The following is a 23,405-nucleotide window of genomic DNA, read 5'->3' as shown; positions in this document are numbered from 1 at the left end:
GAGAGATAAGTATGATTTTTGAACGAATGGAACATGAAGATTATGAGCAATTAGTGTTTTGTCATGATAAAACATCGGGTTTAAAAGCGATTATAGCAATTCATGATACAACTCTAGGCCCAGCTTTAGGTGGCTGCCGTATGTGGGATTATGCATCAGAAGAAGAAGCTATTGATGATGTGTTACGCTTGGCTAAAGGTATGACATACAAAAATGCTGCTGCAGGATTAAACTTGGGCGGTGGTAAAACGGTAATTATCGGTAAACCTGACCAAAAATCTGAATTTATGTTCAGAGCATTAGGTCGATATGTTAACAGCTTAAATGGTCGTTATATTACAGCAGAAGATGTCAATACAACAGTTCAAGATATGGACTATATCTATGAAGAAACTCCTTATGTCACTGGTATTTCAGAAAGTTATGGATCAAGTGGTAACCCAAGTCCTAAAACTGCTTATGGTGTTTATATTTCGATGAAGCGAACAGCTAAAGAGGCATTTGGAGATGATTCATTGAAAGGCAAAAAGATTGCCGTTCAAGGTGTTGGTAATGTTGCATATACGATGTGTGAGTATATACATGATGAAGGTGCTGAATTAATCGTTACTGACATTAATGAAGATAGTGTCCAAAGAGCAGTTGATAACTTTGGAGCGCAAGCCGTTGGAATCGATGAAATATATTCTGTTGATGCAGATATTTTTGCACCATGTGCACTCGGTGGAATATTAAATGACGAGACAATTCCGCAGTTGAAGGTTAAAGCGGTATGTGGTTCTAGTAATAATCAATTAAAAGAGATCGCCAAGCATAGTAAGATGTTACAAGATCACGGTATCGTTTATGCACCTGATTTCGTAGTGAATGCAGGTGGAGTGATTAATGTAGCTGATGAGTTACAAGGGTATAATGAAGAACGAGCGACTAAGAAAATAGAAGAAATGTATGATCAAATTGGAAAAATTTTCGATATTGCTAAAAGAGAAAACATTACAACGGCTGAAGCGGCGGATAGATTAGCTGAAGAGCGTATTGAAGGTTATAAAAATGTATCATCAACGTTCTCACTTCATAATAAGTCATTAATTGAAACTCGAAAAAATAAATAATTATAACGATTGATATTATTGTTTAAGCCAACACAACTAGTCTATTTGTGTTGGCTTTTTAGTAATTAGTATTAGTATCTGGTGTTAATTACTTGTCATATCATTTTAAACATAATATCATTAATCTATAAAAAGTGGTCAGACCACTATAGATTAGGAGTATTAATTATGAATGTATTAGTTATAAATTTCGGCAGTTCTTCATCAAAGATTGCATATTATTCAAATGATGAATGTGCATATATTAATAAAATTGAACATACGCATGACGAAGCCTTATTATCAAATAGTGAACAATATCATTTAAGATATAAAGCAGTAGATCAATTCATTCGACAAAACAATATTCAAAAGGGTGATATTGAAGCAATTGTAAGTAGAGGTGGTTTAATGAAGCCGATTGAAGGCGGTGCTTATAGAATTAATGAAAAGATGTATAACGATTTATTGAATTGTCATTATGGTGAGCATATATCTAATTTGAGTGGTGTCGTGGGATATAAGTTAGCAGAAGAATTAAATATTAACGCCTACACGGTTAATCCAGTTATTGTAGATGAAATGATACCTGAAGCGAAATTAACAGGTATAAAAAATATTCGTAGGCAAAGCATATTTCATGCATTAAATCATAAAGGTGTATCAAATTTCTATGCAAAATCATGTCATAATTCATATGAAGATATTAATGTAATTGTAGGTCACTTAGGGAGTGGTATTTCCATTGCCGCACACAATAAAGGTAAAGTGATTGATGTAAATAATTGTTTCCATGGTGATGGACCAATGTCATTAGAAAGAAGCGGGAATATTCCTAATAAAGCGTTGTTGAAATGGTATGATGAAAGTGGATTTACATTAGATGAGGCAATAAGTTATTTAACAAAACAGTGTGGTGTAAAGAGTTATTTTAATACAATAGATTTTAAATCAATCTCTGATCGTTATGTTTCGGATAAGGAATGTCAGCAATTTATCGACGCGTTAGCATATCAAATCTCAAAAGAAATTGGCATGATGTCAGTTGTCTTAAAAGGAGATGTGGATCAGATTATATTGACTGGTGGGCTAAGTAATTCTAATATTTTAGTAAATTTAATAATAGAACATGTTAAACACATATCTAATGTGACAGTTTATCCGAATGAATTTGAAATGCAATGTTTGAATGACGGAGTTACAGATGTTTTGAAAGGTCATAACTTATTTAAAGAATATAATTAAATCGTTAAAGTAGATAATAAAAATATGATTGATATGTTGAATTAAATACATTTAAATCTTTTATATCAAATGGTAAGATAGTGTTAGAATAATAAATTCAAGGAGAGAATATAATGGATTTTAACATGTTTATGAACGATATCGTTGAACAAGCAAGAACAGAAATTGAAGCTGCAGGCTATAAGCAATTGACTTCAAGTGAAGAAGTCAAAGATGCGTTAGGTCAAGAGGGTACATCATTTGTTATGATTAATTCAGTGTGTGGTTGTGCTGGCGGAATCGCAAGACCTGCTGCTGAGCATGTTTTGAACTATGACAAATTGCCAGATCATCTATATACAGTTTTTGCAGGACAAGACAAAGATGCTACAGAACAAGCAAGAGAATTTTTTGAAGGATATCCACCGTCAAGTCCATCATTTGCATTGCTAAAAGATGGTAAAATTGCAGGAATGGTTGAACGCCATCAAATTGAAGGTCATGAAATTACACGTGTAATGGAACAAATTCAACAGTTATTTGATGAATATTGTAAACCAATTGCATAGTGAATAATCATTAGGGTGAGAACTTATGGGGGTATTAAAGCCATATCGTATTGGTTATCGCACTGTAAAAACAGCGCTTGGAATGACTTTAGCAATTATTATTGCACAATATTTAGGTATTTTGAACTTCGCAAGTGCCGGTATATTGGTTGCGCTCTGTATTAAAAGCTCAAGAACTAAGTCTTATGAGGCGGCATTTAGTCGCCTTATTGCATGTGTTGTTGGAATGACTTTGAGTTTCATTTTATTTGAATTGATTGGCTATGAACCATATGTTTTAGGCATCATTATATTGTTATATATCCCTCTTACCGTTTCTTTAAATATAGAAGAAGGACTGGTGACTGCAATTGTCATTATTATTCATTGCTTCTCATTTGGTGAATTTACATATAATATATTTTTCCAAGAATTATTACTGTTAATCATTGGTATTGGGATTGCATTGTTGCTTAACTTATATATGCCGAGTATGAATAATGAACTATTAGAATATAAAACTTCAATCGAAAAAAAATTTAAATCTTTTTTAATACAACTATCTAATCGGTTAGATCATGATGATTCGATTGATCAAACATTAATAGATAGTTTGGTTGAAGAATTAAAAATTGCCAAGACAAAAGCGTTTATTGATGTTGAAAATCATTATGTTAGAAATGATAATTCATTTTATTATTATTTCGACATGAGAGAAAATCAATTAGAAATTTTAAGACACATATTGCTTAGAATTGATGAAATAAAACATCATTCTGAAATTAATCGCAAACTAAATAAGAAATGCTCTGAATTTATTAAAGAAATGGCGGAGATGGTGAGTAGTACAGATTATACTTCATTGAGATTGCATGAACTTTATAAACTTAGATTAGAAGTTGATAAAGCCGATTTACCACAGTCAACTGAAGAGTTAAATGAAAGAGCAATGCTTCTTGAACTGTTACATGATATTGAAGCATACTTGAAAATTAAATCGACTTTTGGAAATTTAGAATATAAGTAAAATTTATAATTAATAGCCTCCCTATGTTTTTAGAAAACATAGGGAGGCTATATTATTTGATTTTTGGACATAAAACCATTAAATATCATGATGTTAACGATTATAATAAAAATGAAAAACCATACACAACAGTAGATAATAACATCAAAATAAGCATAAACCAAATAAAGATTCGTTGTACTTTTTTATTTCCCATAGAATCACCTTTCTAATCTGTATGTTTATCAATTAATTTGATAAAATATAATTATAATTATTCTAACATAAAATATCATTTTTTAAATATAGGAGTGTTTATATGAATAAAGAAAGATTAATCAATGAATTTATTGAGCTTGTCCAAATTGACTCAGAAACAATGAATGAACAACAAATCGGTCCAGTGATTGTAAATAAAATGAAGTCACTAGGTATGGAAGTGACATTAGATCATAGTCAATCTAAAACAGGTTATGGTTTTGATAATGTATATGGTATTTTAAAAGGAAACGATTCATCCAAGAAGACAGTGTTCTTTACAACACATATGGATACAGTGACACCTGGAAATGGTATTAAACCAATCATCAATAATGATTATATTGAAACAGATAACACAACTATTTTAGGTGCTGATGATAAGGCAGGAATTGCAGCATGCTTTGAGAGTATTCGTCATATCCAAGAACAAGATATTAAACATGGTGATATTGAATTTGTTATTACGGTCGGTGAAGAAAGTGGTCTTGTCGGTGCGAAAGCATTCGACGAATCTTTGATTAAAGCTGACTTTGGTTATGCAGTAGATGGAATGGGTCCTATAGGTACTATGGTCGTTCAAGCGCCAACTCAGAGTAAAATTAAAATTAATATTCAAGGTAAGAAAGCACATGCAGGCATGGCACCAGAAGAAGGCATTAGTGCAATTGAAGTTGCTAGCTTGGCAGTATCTAATATGCCACTCGGTCGTATCAATGAGAATACAACCGCAAATATTGGTACATTTATTGCTGAAGGACCAACAAATATCGTATCAGATTCTGTTGAAATTATTGCAGAGGCACGCTCTTTAATTGATGAAGAAATGTCAGACCAAGTAAATAAAATGAAAGAAGCAGTTAAGGTTGCTTGCGATCAATATAATACAACATATACTTTTGAACATGAAGTGATGTATCCGAGCTTTAAGTATACTGAACAAGATGAAGTTGTATCGATAGCCAAAAACGCTACAGAACGCATTGGTCTTGAAGCTAATATTATAAAAGCAGGTGGAGGCAGTGATGGTAATGTCTTCTCTGGTAAAGGTAAACCGACAATTATACTTAGTGTTGGATATGAAGATATTCATACAACTGATGAAAAAATGAGCATTGATCGTCTAGTTCAAGTGACTGAGCAAATTAGCTCAATTATTGAAGGTATGTAAAAAAATAAATACAGGCTAAGGTGAAAAATATGAAAATATATGATGTAGGTGTAGTTGGCCTTGGTGTAATGGGCAAAAATTTAAGCAAAAATATCGCATCGAGAGGATACAAAGTTGCTGCATTTGACTACTTTGAAGAAGTTAGGGATAAAATGCAAGTAGAATTAAATGATGAACAAGATATTGAACTGTTTCATGATATTGAATCATTTACAGCTTCATTAAAAGGACCGAAAAATATTTTAATGATGGTACAAGCGGGTCAAGCAACTGATTTAACGATTGATATATTAACGCCCTATCTAGGTCAAGGAGATTCACTCATTGATGGTGGGAATGCAAATTTCAAAGAAACAATTAGACGAAACATTGAATTGAGTGAATTAGGAATAAACTTTATTGGCGTTGGTATATCTGGTGGGGAAGAAGGTGCATTAAATGGTCCATCTATAATGCCAGGTGGTCAATTAGATGCTTATCAAAACGTTGAATCGATTTTAAAAGATATTGCTGCTGTTAAGAATGGAGAGCCATGTGTGACTTATATTGGGGATAATGGTGCAGGGCATTACGTGAAAATGATTCATAACGGTATTGAATATGCGGATATGCAGTTGATTGCAGAAGCATATAGTATTATGAAAACTGTATTAAACATGAGTCACGAAGAAATGAGTTCAATTTTTGAACAATGGAATCAAACTGAACTTAATAGTTATCTTATTGAGATTACTAGTCACATTCTTATATACAAAGAGAATGGTGAATATTTAGTTGAAAAGATAATGGATAAGGCTGGACAAAAAGGAACAGGGAAATGGACTGCTATTGATTCGCTTGAATTAGGCATTCCATCTACAGTAATTTCAGAGAGTGTATACGCACGTTGTATTTCGAGTTTAAAAGATGAAAGAATTAAAGCAAACAAACTATATAATTTTAAGCAGAACAATAATATTCAAATTGATAAAGAGCAAGTATTAGACCAACTGAGAAATGCGCTTTATATTTCTAAAATTTGTACTTATGCGCAAGGGTTTAGACAAATGAAAGCAGCAGAAGTTGAATATGGATGGTCATTACCTCTAGGTGATATTGCCAAGATTTGGAGAGAAGGCTGTATTATTCGTGCAGAATTTTTAGATGAGATCACGAATGCTTTCGAAAGAAATAATCAGTTAGATAATTTATTATTCGATGATTATTTTAAATCTCGAATCATTAATCATGAAAGTGATTTAAGGGAGATTGTAAAATTATCAATAGATACTAAAATGCCAATCCCTGGATTTTCATCATCATTGACTTATTTAGATCAAGCAAGATCTGAACAACTGAGCGCAAATATGATTCAAGCTCAGAGAGATTATTTTGGAGCACATACTTATGAAAGAATAGATCAAGAAGGTAAATTCCATACGGAGTGGAAAAAATAAATTATTAATAATATGATGAAAAGAACCTTGATTATAAATAATGATCAAGGTTCTTTACTTATTCAATAGGGAGCCATAATTCAGCAATATGTTCTGGATGATCAATCGTTGCATCAAATGTAATACGTTCAATGGTAATGTCATCGATAATGTTAAATCCTGATTTGATTGACCATTGCTGATATGCAAAATCTAATGCATCTTGCGTTGCATGCTTCAATGGTCCAACGAGTTCAAACACACTATAACGGTGTGGATACAATGTCTCATATTCAAAACGATTAGAAGGTGTTTTTGACGAGACACCAATCATATATTCTATGTAATCACCGAGCGGAATGGTGATGATAAATATACCTTCAATGTGACCATCATATAGAGTTAAAATATCGTCTAAAATTCCACTTTTCTTTATGTTTAATAAAAAGTTATATTTTAAATTTACATCAAGATATTCAGATTTGGAGACAGAAATTTTAACTCCCGTAATGTTTAATGGAGGGGGGCTAATGATTTCGTAATGGATATGGTCTAACGGCCTTACATCTAATGATACACTTAATGGAGATAAGTAATTCGTTTTAACCCCTTTTTGTTTTGAACGAATTGGTGAAACGTGATGAAAAGACTTAAAATGATCAGTAAATTGATCGATATTTGCATATTGATATTTATGTGCTATTTCGGTCATTTTTAAATGACCTAATTTAATATCTTTAAGGCATTCTGTTAATCGCCGTTGATTGATATATTCTTCAATATCTAAACCTACAACAGCAGTAAATTGTTCTGTGATTGTTTTATAAGTTATATTCAATTCTTTTGTTAAAGCATTAATATCTATATATTCTATTAAGTGGTCTTCAATATATGTGATTGTACGTTGGACATTTTGTATATGTTTCATATCATCCACCTAAATTTTAGTTATTTTCCCACCAAGCAAAACCGTCCTTTGATAACAATAACTCACTTTGTCTTGGTCCTTGAGAACCTGCTCTATAATTTGGAAAACTTGGTTTATGCTGTTGCCAGACATCATGAATACAATCAACCAAATTCCAAGATGCAATTAGTTCATCGAAGTGCGTAAAATTAGTAGAATCACCAAGTAAGCAATCATATAAAAGAGATTCATAAGCATCGAAAGGGTGATATTCCTGATCTTGAACTAAATCATAATGCAATTTGACTGGTTTTGTACTCATCCCTTCAGAATAATGCTTAGCATTCAGTGTAAATTCAATGCGTTCTTCTGGTTGTACGTTTATAATTAATAAGTTTGAGTCTAACTTTTCTTCTGATTGATAATATAAGTTTAAAGGCACTTCTTTAAATTCAATCACTATTCGTGTAGATTTTTCTTTCATTCTTTTTCCAGTTCGAATGTAGAAAGGCACACCTGCCCATCTAAAGTTATCTATCATTATTTTAGCTGCTATAAAGGTATCTGTATTTGAGGTATTACTAATACCATCTTCTTCACGATAACTTTTAACAGATTCATCTGAAATGTTTCCTGAATCGTACTGGCCTCGAATATAATCACTTAATACTTGCTGTTTTGTTGGAAGTTTAATTGACTTTAAAGCTTTTACCTTTTCATTTCGTATATCTTCACTTGATAAGCTAATCGGTGGTTCCATTGCTAGTAGTGCCACAATTTGTAATAGATGATTTTGAAACATATCTTTTAAAGCGCCACTTTGGTCATAATAACTCGCTCTATCCAAAACTCCAATGGATTCAGCAGCTGTTATTTGGATATTTGATATGTAATGATTGTTCCACAGTGGTTCAAAGATAGAATTCGCAAATCGTATGACTTCGATATTTTGAATCATATCTTTACCAAGATAATGATCAATTCTAAAGATTTCATGTTCTTTAAATGTTGTCGAAATTTCATTGTTTAATTGTATTGCGCTGTTTAAACTGTCACCAAATGGTTTTTCAACAATAAGTCTTTTATATCCTTTTACAGTTGTTAAACCGGAACTATCAAGAAAGTCAGTAACGTCATTAAATAGTTTTGGTGCTAAGGCTAAATAAAATATTCTATTTTGAGGTATATCATACTTAGATTCTAAATCATTAACTTTTTGATTTAATTTGATGTAACTTTCTTCTGAAAGAACATCTTGTTGTGAGTAATAAAGATGTGTTAAAAATTCATCGAGGTGGGTGAAGTCAAATGACTTTTTACTGATGGATTCTTTAATCATCTGTCTAAAATCGTGATCAGTTAAATCTTTACGTGACGTACCCACAATACAGAAATTTGAAGGCAGCTTATTGTATATATATAAATGGTATAAAGATGGGAATAATTTGCGCTGACTTAAATCTCCAGTAGCACCAAATAAAATGATAGTGGTAGGTACGATTTGATGTTTCATTGTTTTCCTCATTTCTAAAGTTCTTTAATTATCATTTTTTCATAAGTTTACGTAAAAAACAATATTTATATGCTATAATTGACCGGTAAAAGGAGTGTATCACATGGAGGTAATGTTTCTAGGGACAGGTGCAGGTTCACCATCAAAAACTCGAAACACACAATCGATGATTTTAGATTTAAGACAAGAAATCCAAGAATTATGGATGATGGATTGTGGAGAAGGGTGTCAACATCAAATATTAAATACATCATATACATTAGGTAAAGTAAAAAGAATTTTTATAACACATTTACATGGTGATCACATTTTTGGTTTATTTGGAGCAATATCGAGCCGGTCTTTCCAAGGGGGCGAAGGGTCTAAATTATTTATTTATGGACCTATTGGTATTAAAAAACTTGTTGATAATGTTTTAAAAATTACCGGTACTCATTTAAATTATCCAATTGAAATTGTAGAAGTAAATGAAAATGATGAATTTAATATTAACCGTTTTGTCGTAAAGGTCAAACCTTTGCAACACACGATTAAAAGTTTTGGTTATATTATTTGTCAAGAAGAACAATTGGGTTCAATTAAAGTTGATGCACTTAAAAATATTGGGTTAAAACCTGGACCTTTGTATAAAGAAATAAAGACTAACAATGAATTTACTCATAATGGAAAAACATATTTATCGAAAGACTTTATGACAGATAGTAAGAAAGGGATCAATATTGCAGTACTAGGAGATACGATGTATTTCGATGATTTAATAACGACGTTAAGAGAATGTGATATTATCATCATGGAATGTACTTATTTAGAAGGTGATTACGCTACTGCAAGGAAATATGGGCATATACATTTGAATGATATTCGAATGATTCAAAGTGAATGTCAGATGAGTGCGTGTATTTTGACACATTTATCAAATAGATATAACAATTATGATTTGCAAAGAATAATAAATGATAGTATTTCAACATTGCCATATAAAACATATTTAGCAAGTGATTTTAAAAAATTTAAATTCATAAACCATAAATAAAGATTCAAAGGATAAGCGTTGTGACTTGAAATAATAAACAGAAGACAACTTTTGAGATGCACCTCAAAAGTTGCCTTCTGTTTATTTAGATTGTAAATCATATGGGATGTCATATTGATTGAAGAACTCAATTACTTTATTTTTATAGCTTTTTGAGTGTATGTTGTAGCTTGTTGCATGATCACCTTTAGTGGGTAACCATAACATTTTTGCATTTGACTTATTATTATACAAGGACTGAGTATGTTGATAAGGAATAAATGTATCATTTTTAGTATGAATAAATAAAATAGGGATATTAATCTGTCTAACACTTTGTTTTGGTGAAATTTGGTACAAAGAATATGTGGTCCTGATTTGCAGAGCTTTATTAATAAAGTATATAAGGATCGGTGTAAAAACCTTTAATTTTGAATATATTTTTTCTTTGACTAAATAAATAATTTGTTGATCTAATGAAGAAAATGCACAATCAGAAATTAAGAATTGAGCTTTTCCATTTAATGAACCTTGATATAGTAATGCTGTTGCTGCGCCCATTGACTCACCATGTAAGCCTAAATAAATATTATCATATTTATGATACAAAAAGTCGATGACTGTATTTAGATCATCTTTCTCATAATAACCGTAACTAGAATGTTCCCCTCCACTTGAACCGTGTCTTCTATGATCATATAATACGACATTGTAACCTAGGCTATGAAACAACATCATATATTTATTAGATGAAATTTTGTTTTCTGTCACACCGTGTAAACATATGATAAATCTATTATGTTCATAAGCTTTGAGTTCAATACCACTCAGCTTATAACCATGTTTAGAATCTATTTTAAATGGTGTGATAGGCAATGCGTTAAATGTTTGTGGGCTTAGTCGATTTCCTTTTATTTCTCTTCGTCGAATAATACCAACATCTCTTAACTTAAAGTTTAGTAAGTAATTGACCGCAAAAAATCCAATAGATAAAAGGGATAAGATAATGACTGAGAGTGGGATGGAAATAAAAAATAAAGTCTTTTTCATAGATTTACCTCATTAGGTTTAAATATTTGAATTGTTAAGAGTTATATTAAATGTTGTGATTTATATAACTAATATCTTTAAATACATTCTTATTGTTATGAACATCTTTAAGTTCATTTAAATTTTGATATGATTCAATGTTCGATTTCAATTGATTCAATGAGCTTGCTCCTACAACGATACTTAATACATTTGCATGATCTATAATATACTTATAGGCATATGTTGTTAAATCGTTATAGTCTAATTCAATTTGTCTTAATTGCTCACGAAGTTCATTTGACGAGACAGATTCAAATCCATCTGAAAATTTATCGATTAAAACTTGTTCATAGTTTTTAGTGAATAATCCTTTCATAATTGGACCCCTTACAAGAACGGGGATATCATGTTTATCAAGTAAGTTAAATATTGACTCAGGTCTATTATCGATAGGGTTATACTGCATCATAACGGTTGCTAATTCACTATGGTTAACGTATTCTTTAATAACATTAGGTCGGATTGAAGATAATCCATAAGAGTCAATTAAACCGTCTTTTTTAAATTGTTTGACGGTTTCTATGGTTGCTACTAAATCATCTTCAATCGTTCCACCATGTATTAAATATAATGGTATTTTATCTAACTTCAATCTGTTCAAACTTTGTTCTAGTGCAAATCTCAAATACTCTGGGTTAGGATCCCATTGGAATGATTCAACATCATGAAATCGATTACCACCTTTAGTGCCGATAGTAACATTACTATCTTGTTGCATTAATTCACGTACAATCGACCCCACAATGGTTTCATTTTGTCCTCTTTGATATACATCTGCTGTATCAAAATAGGTAATACCTTGTTCGTATGCGTAGTGTATTATTTGTTCAGTTTCACGAATATTGTCCAAAGGTAGATTCATACAACCTAACCCTAATATTGAATACTCATTGTTTGATCGCATCTTAGTTTGCATCATTAAATATTATCCTCCTCATGTAAGAAATGATATAATTTATATAACATAATACAATCATACAACATAATGCATTTTGTGATAAAGTGAGGGACTTAATACATGGGAAACTCTGAAAAAAAATTATACGAAACAACTGAATTTAAAGGACGTATTATCGAAGTCAAAAAAAGCGAAGTATTGCTTCCAAATGGAAAGAAAGCAAACAGAGAAGTAGTTTATCATCCTGGTGCAGTTGCTATATTGGCAATTAATGAACGACAAGAAGTAATTTTTGTAAAACAGTATCGTCTATCCGTTGATCAAGAATTACTCGAAATCCCTGCTGGAAAGATTGAGCAAAATGAACAACCTATTGATTGTGCAAAGCGAGAGTTAATGGAAGAAACGGGATATAGTTCAAATGATTTACGACTTATAGCAGATGTCTATGTTTCACCAGGTATTACAGATGAAAGATTGTACATTTATCATGCTCAAAATATTAGTGAACAAACAAATCAGTCATTAGATAGTGATGAATTTGTTACCTTAGAGTATTTAACTGTTGAAAAAATACAAGAAGGATTAGAAAATTTGACATTTAATGATGCAAAAACAGTTATAGCATTGCAATATTATCTGAACACTCTCGATGATGAATAGTGGACAAAATTTTATTACTAAGATTTAAGTTCATTAAGCAACCATTTATTGAGTATTATTCTAAGATTATTTTATTATATTTTTAGTATATTGAATAAACAACTTATTATTTATAATAATTTTAAATTATGGTATAATTGCTACGATTAAGGTGGTGTACCGAGTGGAAGATCGTATTCAAAAAATAAAAGACCAAATGAAAAAATCCTCTTACAAACTTACATCACAACGCGAGGCAACCGTTAGAGTATTGTTAGAAAATGAAGCGGATCATTTAAGTGCTGAAGATGTTTATTTGAAAATAAAAGAGAAATCTCCTGAAATTGGTCTTGCAACTGTCTATAGAACGTTAGAACTACTCACAGAAATCAATATCGTAGATAAAATTAGTTTTGGCGATGGAGTACAACGTTTTGACCTGAGAAAAGAAGGAGCTAACCATTTTCATCACCATTTAGTATGCATCAAATGTGGAAGTGTTGATGAAATTGAAGAAGACTTGCTTCCAGAAGTAGAACGTAAAGTTGAGACTAAATATGATTTTCAAATCCACGATCATCGTCTAACGTTTCATGGGATTTGTAAAAAATGTAAGGAAGACGATCAACAGTAAGTAAAGTTGGTCGTCTTTTAATATTAAATTTGTATATAAATTTTTGATTTAGCATAGAGGAGTGACTTTATGAATTATCAAACCATTGATGAATATTTGGACTTCGTAAGATTAGAAAAAGGTTTATCACATAATACGAGACAAGCCTACAGACTTGACTTAGTACAATACATTGATTATATGAAAGAACATAATATATCAGACCTGAATGGTATAGTGCCACCCATGATACAACAGTATATACGAACCTTAAACGAAACAGGTAAATCAAGCAAATCAATTGCTAGGCTCATATCTACTTTAAAAGGGTATCATCAATTTTTGATTAGAGAACAATACATGACGAAGGACCCAACAATCTTGATAAAGCCACCGAAGACTAAATCTAGTTTACCTGATGTTTTGACAATTGAAGAAATCAACCGGTTATTAGATTTTAAATCTGGTGATAAACCGATTGATTGTAGGAATAAGGTTATGCTTGAATTGTTGTATGGATGTGGTATTAGAGTATCTGAGTTGATTAGTTTAAATTTATCTGATATTCACTTATCAATGGGTTTTATTCATGTTACAGGTAAAGGTAATAAAGAAAGAATTGTTCCGCTTAATCAGACGTGTATTGATATATTAAGTGATTACATTAATCTATTCAGAACGGATTTAGACCATAATAATTCTAATACTTTAATATTGAATTACCGAGGTCAAATGATTAGTCGTCAAACGGTGTGGAAAGTTTTGAAAACAAGAGCAATCGAAGCAAATATTAATAAAACGATTTCACCACATACATTGCGCCATTCATTTGCAACCCACTTGTTAGAAAATGGTGCAGATCTAAGAAGTGTTCAAGAATTATTAGGGCATAGTGATATATCTACAACACAAATTTATACACATATTAACTCTAAACAAATTAGAGATATTTATAACCAGTATCATCCACGTGCGAAGAAATAATTAATAATCTATAATTTTTTTATGATATTTATAGTTTTTTTATTATAGGAGGATTTTTCATGAAAGGTAATCGTTATATTACATTAATTATATTAATTGCATTATCAATCATTTGGGGTATCTGTTATTGGGTTTTTCTTGTTTAATTTTTGTTTTCTTAAATTAATAATATCACTTCTATCTCTAAGCTTATGCTTCAATATGATTTCTTTATCTGATGTTATTTGACTGGGATATAGATGACTCAATTGATCATCTAAATGCGGTAGCATAATATGGTTGAATTGTTGTTTCGTTAAAATATCGTGTTCTATTTGATGACATTGAACAATCATTTTTTTTGGACTTATATTAAATGCTTCAAGGCTTTTAGGGTGTTTTGATAAAATGGTTGATGCTTTCTTAATACACGTCAATGCACCTTTAAAATTTAATTGCCTATAATGGTACAATGAAACGGCATATAACGTGAGTCCGACAAGAAAGTCATCTTTTTTATGATTGTTGTTTGATTTCCAAGCCTCTTCTAATAGTTCATGACACTCAAAATAATCCTGTTGGATATAGAATTGTTGATAGAAATGTTCTATAAGTTGATTAGAATACATATTTTCACCCCTTGTTGTTTAAAAATTATACTTTTTAAAATAACATAGACTTAAAATAACATAGACGATATTAATTAGAAAGAAGAAAGGTTATTGATCAATATGACACAAACCCATCTATATGAAGTTCAATTGGATGCCTTTGTTGGACCGCTAGACCTGTTACTTCACTTAATTAAAGAATATGAAATTGATATATATGATATACCAATGAGCGAACTGACGAATCAATATATGTCTTATATTCATGCCTTTGAATCACTTGAAATTAATTTAGCAAGTGAATATCTTGTGATGGCGTGTGAATTAATTAGAATTAAAAGTGAATTATTACTTCCGGTTGATGATGATATTGAAGTCGATGATCCGAGGGAAGAGTTAGTTGAGCAATTACTTGAGTACGATAATTATAAGCAATCAGCACAATTGCTAGAAGAAAAATATAACGAAAGATTGTTATACGTGAGTAAAACACCGATGGACTTAACACCATATTCAAATAGCCAAGTAGAATTATCTGATGATTTATCGTTATCTGATTTAATTATTAGTTATCAAAGAGTAAAACAAAGAAAAAAAATGATTCAACAAGATGAAGTGGTGATATATGAAGATCAATATAGTGTGCTTGAAATGAATCGATTAATTTATAAGCATTTGGATTCTTCTGACAGAGAGTATGTACAATTTTCAAACCTAGCAAATGTCATTCAACATATCAATGGAATTGTAACGATTTTTATTGCAATGCTTGAGATGATAAAACATCAACAAATTATAATAAAACAAGAAAAAGCGTTTAGTGAGATACTGATATATAGAGGTGACTATTATGGACGACTTTGATTCAACTATAAAATCATTTGATAAAATGCAAAATATATTGTTGTCATTATTATTTGTGGCGGGTGATGAAGGGTTACAATTTTCAACAATTAAAGATGTACTTGACGTTGATCAACATATTGTTCAAGAACTTATATCTTCATTTAATTCTGAAGTATTCCAAATTCATCATTATGGTGATCAAATTTTATTAACACTGACGAATGAATATTCACCGTATATAAAAGAACTGATTATATCAAAAGAAAAAAAGTTATCACAACAAGCGTTAGAAACGCTTGCTATTATTGCATATAATCAACCAGTCACACGAAATGACATTGAAAATTTAAGACAAGTAAACTCAGATGGTGCAGTGAATACGTTGTATGCACTTGGGTTAATTGATAAATTAGAAGTTGAAGGTGAACGAAGCCAACAACTCATTACGACAGAATTTTTCTTAAATAAATTTGGATTAAAATCGATAGCGGACTTGCCGACAATGAATGATGCAAAAGAAAGAGAAGAACTTGAAATGTTCTTCAATGAACTAGAAGGGACTGATTCTAATGAATCATAAAGAACGTGTACAGAAAATTATAGCGAATAGTGGTATCACATCAAGAAGAAAAGCAGAACAATATATATTGGATGGACGTGTATCTGTCAATGGTCAAATCATCACTGAATTAGGAGTTAAAGCTGGTTCTAATGATCGAGTAGAAGTAGATGGAGTTCCAATTGAAAAAGAACAACCTATATATATATTGATGTATAAGCCAAGAGGTGTTGTGTCTACTGTTGAAGATGAACATGATCGTAAAACAGTCATTGATTTATTAGAAGGATTAAACTTTAGAATTTATCCTGTTGGAAGACTCGACTATGAGACGACGGGGTTGTTACTTCTAACAAATGATGGAGATTTAACATATCAATTAACACATCCCAAATTCAAAGTGATGAAAAAATATTTAGTTACTTTAGATGGCATATTGTTGAGAGAAGAAATTAAGACATTAGAAAAAGGGATTATGTTGGATGATGGTATGACAGCTAAATGTAAAGTGAAAGTTATACAAGAAAATAAAAAAGAAAATAGTTCACAATTAGAACTTACGATTCATGAAGGACGTAATCGTCAAGTAAGACGAATGATTGAATACTTTAATTATAATGTTAAGAAACTGAAAAGAATTCAATATGCTCAGTTGACGCTTAAAGGTTTGAAAGAAGGAGAGTCTAGAGCGTTAACACCACATGAGGTAAAACAATTAAAGGAATTAACATAGAACATATTATAATGTCAAACATTTGTCACAAGTGATATTATGCCCAATGATATAATGATGAAGACATTATTTGTAACGGGGGAATAATAATGAAGAAAAAAACAAGAAATATGATTCGAATAATAGTATTATTGATTGTATTTTTAATGTTAGCGATCACACTATATTTAAATTTTACAAAAGATAAGTCAAATATTGAGGTCGGTGCACAAGCTCCAGATTTTTCGTTGAAAAGTACTGATGGAGAGACTGTAAAATTATCTGATTATAAAGGGAAACCTGTCATTTTAAATTTCTGGGGAACATGGTGTGAACCTTGTAAAGAAGAGATGCCAGATTTTGAAAAAACTTATGAAAATGCTGACGGCAATTTTGAAATTTTAGCACTTCATGTAAAAAACTCACCACAACAAGTTGAACAATTTATTAACGATTTGCAAACAGAAATTTCTTTTCCAGTGATTTTAGATAATGCCAATGGAGATGTTACAAAAGCTTATGATATTGGTCCTTTACCAACAACAATGGTGATTGATAAAGAGGGTAAAATCGAGTATATCCAACAATATATGATGACTAAAGATCAATTAGATCAAATTGTTCAATCATTCGAAGACGGATCGAAGATAGAAAAGATTGACTCTTAAAACGTTAACAAATTTAATATGATTAATTATTATATGGATTGTATTGAATATGTGACGGATGATTTTGTATCTTAAGTTAATGAATGAACTATTTCATAAAAGAGAAGTGATAATATGAAAGATAATTTTAAAAACAATGAACAAACAAGTAAGAATGATGATTACATCATATGTTCATGTGGTCAAAAAAATGAGCCTGGAACTCAGTTATGTATTTCTTGTGGTCGAATGATTAATGAAGACTATGATAAAAAGAAAATACAAGATGTGATGCGTTATGACGGTTCGGCAGTACGCTCGAAAGTCAGAAATAAAACAATCATTGATAAAATTTGGAATTGGTTTGCGAGTATAAAAGTCGGAGTGACTCTTATTGCATTAACTGCAATAGCCGCTGCAATTGGTACAATCTTTCCTCAGCAGTATTTCATCCCAGTAGGTGTTGATCCATCTATATATTATAAGGAGAATTATGGTGCTCTTGGAGAACTCTATTATCAATTAGGCTTCCATAATTTATATTCTTCTTGGTGGTTTATTGTATTGTTAGCTTTGATTGCGTTAAGTATTATTGCAGCAAGCATAGATAGAGGAGTACCGTTATTCAAATCATTGAGTAATCAACGTGTAAAAAAACATCCATCATTTTATAGTCGACAAAAAATTAATGAAAGTTTTCCAGCAAAAAATTTAAACCTGAAAGATGTTGAATCTCAATTAAAATTGCAACGATATAAAACTCGACAAGATCAGGGACATATTCTTGCTGAAAAAGGTCGATTCAGTCGATATGGTCCATATATCAATCATTCAGGTTTAATTATACTGTTAATTGGTAGTATGTTGAGGTTTTTCCCTGGCATGTATGTAGATGAATTGATGTATATTAAAGAAGGTGACAGAAAACCAGTCCCTTCTACGAACAGAGAGTATTATGTTGAGAACAAAAAGTTTACGGCTGAAAATTATGATGCTTCTGATGGCGAGGCATTCCAACAGGCTATTGAAAAGTCTCAAGGCATGATTGCTAAAAATTATCAAACAGACTTAACTTTATATAAGAATACTTCAGCAATGTTAGGTGAAAGTGACGAGTTAAAAAAAGTTGATGAAGGCTCAATTAGATTGAATCATCCTTTCAAATTTGACGATTATCATTTATATCAATCGAGTTATGATCAATCTCAGATGAAAACGATGACATTTAAATTGATTGAAAAATCATCACAAAAACAAATTGGTCAACCATTTGAAGTGAACTTGGATAATCCAAAGGAGCATTATACAATTAATGATCAAATATCAATAGACATTAAAAGCTATGTACCTGATTTCAAAGAAATATCATCACAAGGATCACTTGTATCAAAATCACCAAATACGATTAATCCAGCTTTTGTATTTGATTTAAATGAGAAAGGTGAAGAGAGTGAATACAGTTTCATTAAAATAAAGGAAGCTAAAGAGATTTCTGAAGGAAATCATTATGAAATAAAATTTGATGGTATGACAAATCATATGGCCACAATATTAACTGTTAAAAAAGATAAAACATTGCCGTTTATTTTCACAGGTTTTATTATATTCTTAATTGGTGTATTTATTGGTTCATATGTTAACCATCGTAGAATTTGGTTAAATATTAGTGATGATGGTCAAACCTTGAATTTAGCAGCACATACGAATAAAAATTATTTCGGATTAAATAAAGATATAGAAAAAATGGCGACTCAATTAAGCCTTCACAAAGGAGTTGAAAATAATGTTGACGATTAGTAACTTTGCTTTATATAGTGCTTTTATCATTATGTTAGTCGCACTCGTTCCATTTTCTTTGGCAGTAAAATCAAAACATAAAGATAAATATAATAAAATTGCAATCATCATGACCTCGATTGCATTCGTACTACAAATTGTATATTTTATAACGAGATGGATCGTAGCAGGTCATGCACCTGTAAGTAATTTATATGAGTTCGTATCATTCTTCGGTATTATGATCATTGGTGGGTTTTTATTATTCAATATGATATATAACACACCAGTATTGGGATTATTTGCTATCCCCATTGCATTGTTAGTTATCGGATATGCTAGTATGTTTTCAAGAGATGTATCACCTTTAGTACCTTCACTTCAGTCTCACTGGCTAGCAATCCATGTAATAACTGTAAGTATTTCATATGGTGTATTATCCATCAGTGCAGTTGCAGGATTAATATATATTATTAAAACAACAGAACCTTCAATTCGCAATAAGGAATTTTTCGGGATAGAAATGATTATGTGGTTTATCGTTACGGTGATCGCATTTATTCTTATCACTATTACGATGAAAGGTATTATTCAATACGAAGATTTATACTTATATACTGATAAAAATGATCAAACACAAGTTGCAGAATATCATTTGCCTGCAATTACTGTTTTTGACAGTTCTGTACCAGTGAATGATCTTGGTGATAATCAATATGAACAAATTGATGGTAATCAAGGATTTATAAAACTTCCACCATTTATTAACGCTCAGAAAGTAAATACTGTAATCTGGTCAATCTTTGGTGGAACACTGTTATATGGTTTAATACGTCTATTCGTAAGAAAACCTTTATTCATGCTTGTTAAACCTTGGACTAGAAATGTTAATATTGAATTAATGGATGAGATAGGGTATAGAAGTGTAATTATAGGTTATCCATTATTTGCACTTGGTGGACTGTTATTTGCAGCAATATGGGCACAAGAAGCATGGAGTAGATTTTGGGGATGGGACCCTAAAGAAACATGGGCATTTATTACATTTATGTTTTATACAGTATTTCTTCACCTCCGTTTGAACAAAGGTTTTGATGGTAAAAAAAGTGCATGGTTAGCAGTGATAGGAATGTTAGTGATTCTCTTTAATTTAATTGCTGTGAATCTAATCATTGCAGGATTACACTCGTATGCTTAGGAGGGGTATAAATGACGAATGACCAATATAGAATATTACTCGTTGATGATGAAGATCGTATTCGAAAATTATTACATTTATATTTAACAAGAGAGCAATTTGAGGTTACAGAAGCACAAAATGGTCAACAAGCGTTAGAACTTGCTTTATCAAAAGATTTTCATTGTATATTGCTGGATTTAATGTTACCGGAATTATCTGGTGAAGAAGTGTGTCAAGAAATACGAAAAGTTAAAGATACACCCATTATTATGCTTACAGCTAAAGGTGAGGAAACAAATAGAGTTGATGGATTTGAATTGGGAGCAGATGATTATATTGTTAAACCGTTTTCACCTAGAGAAGTTGTATTACGAGTAAAAGCTTTGTTGAGAAGAACATCTGAAGAAAGCTTTTCAAAAAAGTCTATGTACACGAAAGATTTAATAGTGTTTAATCGATTGGTGATTGATAATGATTCACATAAAGTTACAATTGATCAACGAGATGTAACGTTGACACCTAAAGAATATGAACTATTATTATTTTTAGTTAAAACTCCAGATAAAGTGTATGATAGAGAGGATTTATTGAAATTTGTCTGGAATTATGAGTTCTATGGTGATTTAAGAACAGTTGATACTCATATAAAAAGATTGCGTGAGAAAATGAATAAAGTAGCCCCTGGAAGTGGACAAATGATTGCAACAGTTTGGGGTGTAGGTTATAAGTTTGAGGAATTGACATGAAGATTTTTAACAGTATTGTGATAAAGCTGTGGTTAACGATTATTATAATCGTTACTGCAGTTTTATTGTTGTTATCTATTTCTTTATTCTATGTTATGGAACATACGTATAAAGATAAAGCGCGTAGTGATTTATTGTCCCATGCCGTAACGATTCAAAAATACTACACTCAAAACCATCAAACTGAGGTCAGTGAAATTGAATTATCAAATCATATAAATGAAGATGTTGGATATTTATTCTTTAACCGGTTTACAAATGAAATTATGAGATCAAATGATATTGATCCAGACATTGAAAAAGTATTGACAAAACAGATGGACTCAACGCTAATTACTAAGCCTATATCTCAATTTATTGAGTTAGATCGTTCTAATTATGATAAGCAATATGTCATTGTTAAATACCCTATTAAAATTTATTCTGAAAATGGAATGTCAACACATACTTTAATTATTTTTCAGGACCTGTCAATACTAGGCCCGTTGATGAATTCTTATATGCTTGTTATATTTATTGTTCTATTATTAATGCTATTAATCGTTACAATATTTGCGTTTTATTTGATTAATCGACTTGTCAAACCTTTGATTTCAATGAAAGATAAGACGTTAAAGATGGCACAAGGTGATTACAATCAAAAACTACAAATTCCATCTAAAGATGAAATTGGGGAATTGGCTATAGCGATTAATAAAATGTCGAAAGATACACAATTATATATTTCATCTATTGAAGCGCAACAACAATTTAACAAAAAGCTGTTAGAAGAAATACCAGAGCCTATATTTGTTTATGAAAAAGATCGTGACGATGAAATATTAATGAATAGTGCCGCAAAAAAATTATTACCATTTTTTAATCAATTATCGTTAAATGTTTCTGATGTGTTTAGAATGATTCAAACATCACAATATCATAATGATTTAAATGAAAAATTATCAACATTTGACAATGTGAGTTTGATTAATTCTCGTGTCATTCAAATTGCAGATCGTTTTTTTATTTTTAATGTTGCAGAATTAATTAATCATCAAAATAATGATGGCGGTTATTTTATATTTAATGAAAGAAATATTGAGTCTAAACAGTCTATTTTCATATTACTTCTAAATGATGTTACGACTCAATATAACGAAGAAAAGATGAAAGCACAATTTATACGTGATCTATCTCACGAACTAAGAACGCCAATGTCTATGATCGTCGGTTATACAGAAGCGATTGCAGATGGTGTTGCTGAGACGGATGAAGAGCGTCAAATGATGCTGGATATAATACATGATGAATCAAAGCGGTTAAACAATTTAATCAATGATTTCTCTCAAATATCAAAATTAAACCAATTTGAAATTAAACTCAATCAAACGGATATATCGACAACAGACATAGAAAAGTGGTTAATACAAACTTTTTCTAACAGAATGGCAGAGCATCAAATAAAGTATATCGTTAATAATGAAATTGATGATAAAATTGTAATTGACTATGAAAAGTTTCAGCAAATCTTTATTAACTTGTTAGATAATGCTTTAAGGTATACAGATGAAGGTGATTGTATTAAAGTGATGATGAAACCTAGTCATATATCGAATTATAGATATGAAATAATTATCTGTGATACTGGGGTTGGAATACATTATAAAGACATCCCTTATATTTTTGATCGTCTATATAAAGTTGATCAGTCTAGGGTTCGAGGTAAGTCTGGAACTGGGTTGGGTCTGTTTATCGTTAAACAAATCGTTAACGCTCATCAAGGTGAGATTAAAGCAAAAAGTGAAATAAATCAAGGAACTGCTTTCACAATTTATTTACCATAGTATTATACAAATTAACATAATAGTATTTCTTACCAAGTGTAGTTATTAGGAATATTTATTTTTGTGTTGTCTCTACGATAATATTGACTTCACTACAACAGTAAAAAAATTGTTTTAAATTGATATTTAAACGAATTGAAAGTAGGAAAAAA

At 30.9% G+C, this 23,405-nt stretch carries 24 protein-coding genes; 18 read left to right on the top strand and 6 right to left on the bottom strand.

Translation table 11 applies throughout. The features are described 5' to 3' along the window. Positions 1–11 precede the first annotated feature (11 nt). The 4 genes from EDD62_RS03485 (at position 12) to EDD62_RS03470 (ending at position 3,890) form a co-directional block, all read left to right on the top strand. The gene (locus tag EDD62_RS03485; RefSeq protein WP_123807550.1) at positions 12–1,112 is read left to right on the top strand and encodes a Leu/Phe/Val dehydrogenase; all 1,101 of its coding nucleotides are present in this window, start codon (positions 12–14) and stop codon (positions 1,110–1,112) included. A gap of 168 nt (positions 1,113–1,280) precedes the next feature. Continuing rightward, positions 1,281–2,336, top strand: a complete 1,056-nt coding sequence (buk, locus tag EDD62_RS03480; protein WP_077140197.1) for a butyrate kinase — start codon at positions 1,281–1,283, stop codon at positions 2,334–2,336. Positions 2,337–2,449: 113 nt separating this feature from the next. After that, positions 2,450–2,884: a BrxA/BrxB family bacilliredoxin gene (locus EDD62_RS03475; RefSeq protein ID WP_077140198.1), complete on the top strand. Its 435-nt coding sequence runs from the start codon at positions 2,450–2,452 to the stop codon at positions 2,882–2,884. Positions 2,885–2,909: 25 nt separating this feature from the next. Then, positions 2,910–3,890, top strand: a complete 981-nt coding sequence (locus EDD62_RS03470; RefSeq protein ID WP_123807549.1) for an aromatic acid exporter family protein — start codon at positions 2,910–2,912, stop codon at positions 3,888–3,890. Positions 3,891–3,990: 100 nt separating this feature from the next. On the opposite strand, the gene prli42 is transcribed toward EDD62_RS03470, so the two are convergent. Further along, on the bottom strand, positions 3,991–4,086 hold the full coding sequence (gene prli42, locus EDD62_RS09365) for a stressosome-associated protein Prli42 (protein WP_123807548.1): 96 nt from the start codon (positions 4,084–4,086) through the stop codon (positions 3,991–3,993). Between the two features lie 102 nt (positions 4,087–4,188). Between prli42 and EDD62_RS03460 the strand changes: the two genes are divergently transcribed. After that, complete coding sequence (locus EDD62_RS03460; RefSeq protein WP_123807547.1) at positions 4,189–5,298, top strand: M20/M25/M40 family metallo-hydrolase; 1,110 nt, start codon at positions 4,189–4,191, stop codon at positions 5,296–5,298. Between the two features lie 29 nt (positions 5,299–5,327). Further along, positions 5,328–6,734: an NADP-dependent phosphogluconate dehydrogenase gene (gene gndA / locus EDD62_RS03455; RefSeq protein ID WP_123807546.1), complete on the top strand. Its 1,407-nt coding sequence runs from the start codon at positions 5,328–5,330 to the stop codon at positions 6,732–6,734. Positions 6,735–6,792: 58 nt separating this feature from the next. Here gndA and EDD62_RS03450 read toward each other — a convergent pair whose 3' ends face one another. Then, entirely contained in the window at positions 6,793–7,641 is an 849-nt protein-coding gene (locus EDD62_RS03450; RefSeq protein ID WP_123807545.1) for an AraC family transcriptional regulator, read from the bottom strand. 16 nt (positions 7,642–7,657) lie between these two features. Next, complete coding sequence (gene zwf / locus EDD62_RS03445) at positions 7,658–9,145, bottom strand: glucose-6-phosphate dehydrogenase (protein ID WP_123807544.1); 1,488 nt, start codon at positions 9,143–9,145, stop codon at positions 7,658–7,660. Positions 9,146–9,236: 91 nt separating this feature from the next. Between zwf and rnz the strand changes: the two genes are divergently transcribed. Next, positions 9,237–10,166 (top strand): ribonuclease Z, encoded by a 930-nt coding sequence (rnz, locus tag EDD62_RS03440; protein WP_123807543.1) that lies wholly within the window; start codon positions 9,237–9,239, stop codon positions 10,164–10,166. A gap of 81 nt (positions 10,167–10,247) precedes the next feature. Here rnz and EDD62_RS03435 read toward each other — a convergent pair whose 3' ends face one another. Then, positions 10,248–11,195, bottom strand: a complete 948-nt coding sequence (locus tag EDD62_RS03435) for an alpha/beta hydrolase (protein WP_123807542.1) — start codon at positions 11,193–11,195, stop codon at positions 10,248–10,250. Between the two features lie 46 nt (positions 11,196–11,241). Beyond that, a complete protein-coding gene (locus EDD62_RS03430) occupies positions 11,242–12,153 on the bottom strand; it encodes an aldo/keto reductase (RefSeq protein WP_170152762.1) in 912 nt (303 codons plus the stop codon). A gap of 102 nt (positions 12,154–12,255) precedes the next feature. Between EDD62_RS03430 and EDD62_RS03425 the strand changes: the two genes are divergently transcribed. The 3 genes from EDD62_RS03425 to xerD all read left to right on the top strand — a co-directional run bounded on the left by EDD62_RS03425 (position 12,256) and on the right by xerD (position 14,374). Beyond that, positions 12,256–12,798: an NUDIX hydrolase gene (locus EDD62_RS03425; protein WP_077140207.1), complete on the top strand. Its 543-nt coding sequence runs from the start codon at positions 12,256–12,258 to the stop codon at positions 12,796–12,798. 163 nt (positions 12,799–12,961) lie between these two features. Then, a complete protein-coding gene (gene fur, locus EDD62_RS03420) occupies positions 12,962–13,411 on the top strand; it encodes a ferric iron uptake transcriptional regulator (protein ID WP_077140208.1) in 450 nt (149 codons plus the stop codon). Positions 13,412–13,480: 69 nt separating this feature from the next. Then, entirely contained in the window at positions 13,481–14,374 is an 894-nt protein-coding gene (gene xerD, locus EDD62_RS03415; protein ID WP_123807540.1) for a site-specific tyrosine recombinase XerD, read from the top strand. Positions 14,375–14,478: 104 nt separating this feature from the next. Here the strand turns inward: xerD and EDD62_RS03410 are convergent, their stop codons facing one another. Further along, a complete protein-coding gene (locus tag EDD62_RS03410) occupies positions 14,479–14,982 on the bottom strand; it encodes a DUF309 domain-containing protein (RefSeq protein ID WP_123807539.1) in 504 nt (167 codons plus the stop codon). 102 nt (positions 14,983–15,084) lie between these two features. On the opposite strand from EDD62_RS03410, the gene EDD62_RS03405 reads away from it, so the two are divergent. From EDD62_RS03405 to EDD62_RS03370, 8 genes are all read left to right on the top strand, one after another. Continuing rightward, entirely contained in the window at positions 15,085–15,828 is a 744-nt protein-coding gene (locus tag EDD62_RS03405) for a segregation and condensation protein A (protein WP_123807538.1), read from the top strand. Next, positions 15,815–16,390 carry an SMC-Scp complex subunit ScpB gene (gene scpB, locus EDD62_RS03400; RefSeq protein WP_249037325.1) on the top strand — a complete coding sequence of 192 codons (576 nt, stop codon included), beginning with the start codon at positions 15,815–15,817 and terminating at the stop codon, positions 16,388–16,390. Before EDD62_RS03405 ends, scpB begins: the two co-directional genes overlap by 14 nt. Next, positions 16,380–17,102: a pseudouridine synthase gene (locus tag EDD62_RS03395; protein ID WP_123807537.1), complete on the top strand. Its 723-nt coding sequence runs from the start codon at positions 16,380–16,382 to the stop codon at positions 17,100–17,102. Before scpB ends, EDD62_RS03395 begins: the two co-directional genes overlap by 11 nt. 89 nt (positions 17,103–17,191) lie before the next feature. Next, on the top strand, positions 17,192–17,749 hold the full coding sequence (resA, locus tag EDD62_RS03390) for a thiol-disulfide oxidoreductase ResA (RefSeq protein WP_123807536.1): 558 nt from the start codon (positions 17,192–17,194) through the stop codon (positions 17,747–17,749). Between the two features lie 114 nt (positions 17,750–17,863). Continuing rightward, on the top strand, positions 17,864–19,525 hold the full coding sequence (gene resB / locus EDD62_RS03385; RefSeq protein WP_077140214.1) for a cytochrome c biogenesis protein ResB: 1,662 nt from the start codon (positions 17,864–17,866) through the stop codon (positions 19,523–19,525). Beyond that, positions 19,512–20,702 carry a c-type cytochrome biogenesis protein CcsB gene (gene ccsB, locus EDD62_RS03380; RefSeq protein WP_123807535.1) on the top strand — a complete coding sequence of 397 codons (1,191 nt, stop codon included), beginning with the start codon at positions 19,512–19,514 and terminating at the stop codon, positions 20,700–20,702. Before resB ends, ccsB begins: the two co-directional genes overlap by 14 nt. 11 nt (positions 20,703–20,713) lie before the next feature. Next, on the top strand, positions 20,714–21,430 hold the full coding sequence (locus tag EDD62_RS03375; protein ID WP_123807534.1) for a response regulator transcription factor: 717 nt from the start codon (positions 20,714–20,716) through the stop codon (positions 21,428–21,430). Further along, the gene (locus EDD62_RS03370) at positions 21,427–23,253 is read left to right on the top strand and encodes a HAMP domain-containing sensor histidine kinase (RefSeq protein WP_123807533.1); all 1,827 of its coding nucleotides are present in this window, start codon (positions 21,427–21,429) and stop codon (positions 23,251–23,253) included. Before EDD62_RS03375 ends, EDD62_RS03370 begins: the two co-directional genes overlap by 4 nt. Positions 23,254–23,405 lie beyond the last annotated feature (152 nt).

This window comes from Abyssicoccus albus, from assembly GCF_003815035.1.
Taxonomy (GTDB): domain Bacteria; phylum Bacillota; class Bacilli; order Staphylococcales; family Abyssicoccaceae; genus Abyssicoccus; species Abyssicoccus albus.
The sequence above is the reverse complement of the archived record's forward strand: the minus strand, read 5'-3'. Positions and strand labels throughout refer to the sequence as shown.